We start from the raw sequence: 3,659 nt of genomic DNA, 5'->3' as shown, positions 1-3,659 counted from the left end.
CGCACAGGCTAAGTCTGTGGGGCACGAAGTTTTACAGCCTCAAATCTATCCTCCGCTGGGCAAATCACGACATATTCACTAGACGCTTCATCATTGTGCGGCCGGTGCCGCGTCTTGGAAGGTTCTTTCAGTGAGTTCTAAGGGCAGCGACCGACCTGCCCGCGTTGGTTTCTCGCGCGGAGGCAAAAGGTGAGCGGGCGGTTCGGTACGACCTCCCGGCGCTTTGGATTGCGCCTGGCCGACGCCATCGTGACCTCGCGATTCACCCGCTGGACCTGGCAGGGCCTTGCCGAGCAAGGCTATAAGGGCGAACTCCCCGATTTCCGCCCCGCCGACAGCGACGCCGTGCGCGAAATGATGTCGGGGCGCTATCTGCTTGCCTCAAAGCTCATCGAAACCGGCGGTACCTCACCCTTTTCCGTCGATGTCGATTTCCCTGATTGGTGGAACAATCTGCAGAGCTTTTCCTGGCTCCGGCATTTTCGCGACGTTCGCGATCCCGGCGAAAAGCTCTTCGCCCGCACGCTGGTGCTCGACTGGATAGGACGCGAAGGAAAGTTCGATCCGGAAAGCTGGTCGCTGCCGCTGACCGGGCAGCGCGTCCTCAACTGGCTCCGCCACCTGCCGCTGCTGCTCGATGGCGCGACGCCCGACCAAGCCAAGACCATGCAGCGTAGCCTGGGCACGCAGGTGCAAAGCCTGCGCGTGCGCGGCAAGCTCGCAACCGACCCGACCGACCGGCTTTTTGCCGCGCTCGGCATTCTGGGCGCCGAACTCTGCGAGCCAGAGGAATCGGCCGATGTCGAGGCGCGCCTGATGCAGCTCGATGCGGCCCTTGGCGAACAGCTCGACGAAGAGGGTTTCCACAAGAGCCGCAATCCGCGCATCCAGCTTAATCTCCTGGTCGAGCTTTCGAGCCTGCGCCAGGCCGCCAACCGCCATGGCAGCCCGACCTTCGCGTCGCTCTCCAATCGCATCGACCGGATGCATGAGGCGCTCGATGCCGTCACCCTTTCGAGCGGCGAACTCGCCTATTTCAACGGCTGCGGACAGGTGCCGCATGACGTGCTGGTGGCTGTGCAGGCCAATGCCCCGACCCCGGCACGACGGTCGCGCATTCTCGGCGGATACGGGATCCTGCGCAGCGGCCGCGCCGTCGTCATCGCCGATTCTGGCCTGCGCCCGGAGCCCGGTTTCGATGCCGAAGCCCATGCCGGTGCGCTTGCTTTCGAGTTTTCCTTCGGCAGCGAACTGATCCTCGGCTCTTGCGGCCCTGCCCCATCCGACATGCCGGAGACACGCGACCTCTTCCGCCAGGCCATTGCCCATTCCTCGCCCACGATCGAGGATGAAGACGCCTTCGTGCCTCCCAAGGGTCTCCGCGCAAAACCGCCTGCTGTGCCCGATATGGAACTGGTGCCGGCCGAACATATGCTGGCCGTCTCTTCCATCGGCTATGCCACGCGCTTTGGCGCCGAGATCGAACGGCGCCTGACCCTCCTCGGCGATGGCACAACGCTCGTCGGGCAGGATCGCGTTGTTGCAGAAGGCACGCCCGACGGGCAGCTTTCCATCCGCTTCCACCTAGCGCCCGGCATTTCCGTCCATGCCCCGGTCGGCGAGGGCATGCGCCGGCTGACCCTGCCCAATGGCGAGGTCTGGAGCTTCCTCTGGGAAGGCGCCACGCTGCGGCAGGACGACAGCGTCCGCCAATCGGCCTATCTCGGTTTCAACCGCACCATCCAGCTTGTGCTGGAAGTCGATCTCGCCCCGGGCGTCGAAGTGGGCTGGATCCTGACGCGCGAACACGGTTGAGCTTGGACTCCGCGGCCCGTTCGTGCTAGCGGAGCCGCGAAATCTCCTCCAATGCGAGCAAAAACTCATGGGCAAGACGGTCACGGTCGGGCGGGCACTGCTTTCGGTATTCGACAAATCGGGAATGGCGGATTTTGCCCGCGGGCTTTCGGAGGCCGGCGTGGAGCTGGTTTCGACCGGCGGTACGCACAAGCTGATTTCGGAAACCGGCCTGCCGGTGCGCGAGATTTCCGATCTGACTGGCTTTCCCGAAATGATGGATGGCCGCGTGAAGACGCTGCATCCAAAAGTGCATGGCGGCCTGCTCTCGGTGCGTGACAATCCCGAGCACAAGGCGAGTATGGACGAACACGAGATCGGCCCCATCGACCTCGTCGCCGTCAATCTCTATCCGTTTGAAAAGACCGTCGCCTCAGGCGCCAGCTACGATGAGATCATCGAGAACATCGACATTGGCGGCCCCGCCATGGTGCGTTCGGCGGCCAAGAACCACGCCTATGTGACCGTGGTCGTTGATCCCGCCGACTATCCGGCAATTCTCGAAGCCATCCGCAATGGCGGCATTCCCTACGAACTGCGCCAGAAGCTCGCCGCCAAGGCCTATGCCCGCACCGCCGCCTATGACAGCGCGATCTCGAGCTGGTTTGCCAAGGAAATCGACTTTGCCGATGTGAGCTATCGCAGCTTTGCCGGCACCCTGCGCGAAGTCATGCGCTATGGCGAAAACCCGCATCAGTGGGCCGCCTTCTATGGCACCGGTGAAAATCGTCCGGGCGTCGCCACCGCCTCACAGGTCCAGGGCAAGACACTCTCCTACAACAATATCAACGACACCGACGCTGCCTTCGAGCTGGTCTCCGAATTCGACCCGGCCGAGGTTGCTGCTGTCGCCATCATCAAGCACGCCAATCCCTGCGGCGTCGCCACGGGATCGAACCTGACCGAGGCCTATAAGAAGGCCCTGCGCACCGACCCGGTTTCCGCCTTTGGCGGCATCGTCGCCACCAATCGCGAAATCGACGCCGAGACGGCCACTGAGATCGTTAAGGTCTTCACCGAAGTGATCGTCGCTCCCTCCGCCACGCCGGAAGCGCAGGAAATCATTGCCGCCAAGAAGAACCTGCGTCTTCTCCTCACGGGTGGCCTGGCCGACCCCAAGGCCGAGGGCCTGCAGGTGAAATCCGTGGCCGGTGGTCTGCTGGTCCAGAGCCGCGACAATCGCAATGTCGATGATTGCGAACTGAAGGTCGTCACCAAGCGCGCGCCGACCGAAGCGGAACTTGCTGACCTGAAACTCGCCGCCAAGGTCGCCAAGCACGTCAAATCCAACGCCATCATCTATGTGAAGGACGGCGCCACCGCCGGCATCGGCGCCGGCCAGATGAGCCGTGTCGACTCCGCCCGCGTTGCCCATCGCAAGTCGATCGATGCGGCCGAAGCTGCCGGTATCGAAGGCGCTCTCACCATTGGTTCAGTCGTCGCCTCCGACGCCTTCTTCCCCTTCGCCGATGGTCTTGAAGCCCTCGTCGCCGCCGGCGCCACGGCCGTCATCCAGCCCGGTGGCTCCATGCGTGACGACGAAGTCATCGCCGCCGCCGACGCTGCCGGCATCGCCATGGTTCTGACCGGCATGCGCCACTTCCGGCACTAGGCAAACACGACGCCGTGAGGGCCTAAACGCCCTCACGGTAAGACCTTCTTGACGGGGTTCTGGCACTCTCTGCCCGCTCGGCATTTGGGCCGGCGCGAGGACCCTTCATGCGGCTGGCCGTTCCAACCGATCTTTCTGCCCTGCTCTCCACCGGCCTCTTGCGCTCGGTGGGCTCGCTCGGCATCAAGGTCGC

At 63.5% G+C, this 3,659-nt stretch carries 2 protein-coding genes; both read left to right on the top strand.

The annotated features are described in order from the left end of the window. Positions 1 to 189: 189 nt before the first annotated feature. The gene (locus ABW043_RS15020; RefSeq protein WP_353922010.1) at positions 190 to 1,815 is read left to right on the top strand and encodes a heparinase II/III family protein; all 1,626 of its coding nucleotides are present in this window, start codon (positions 190 to 192) and stop codon (positions 1,813 to 1,815) included. A 67-nt stretch (positions 1,816 to 1,882) separates the two neighbouring features. After that, positions 1,883 to 3,466 carry a bifunctional phosphoribosylaminoimidazolecarboxamide formyltransferase/IMP cyclohydrolase gene (gene purH, locus ABW043_RS15015; RefSeq protein ID WP_353922009.1) on the top strand — a complete coding sequence of 528 codons (1,584 nt, stop codon included), beginning with the start codon at positions 1,883 to 1,885 and terminating at the stop codon, positions 3,464 to 3,466. Positions 3,467 to 3,659 lie beyond the last annotated feature (193 nt).

The organism is Devosia sp. (assembly GCF_040509215.1).
GTDB lineage: Bacteria > Pseudomonadota > Alphaproteobacteria > Rhizobiales > Devosiaceae > Devosia.
This window is presented reverse-complemented; position numbering and strand designations above follow the sequence as displayed.

Excerpts from the sequence above, each read along its gene's own strand:
- purH (WP_353922009.1), top strand. The coding sequence starts at position 1,883 with ATGGGCAAGACGGTCACGGTCGGGCGGGCACTGCTTTCGGTATTCGAC.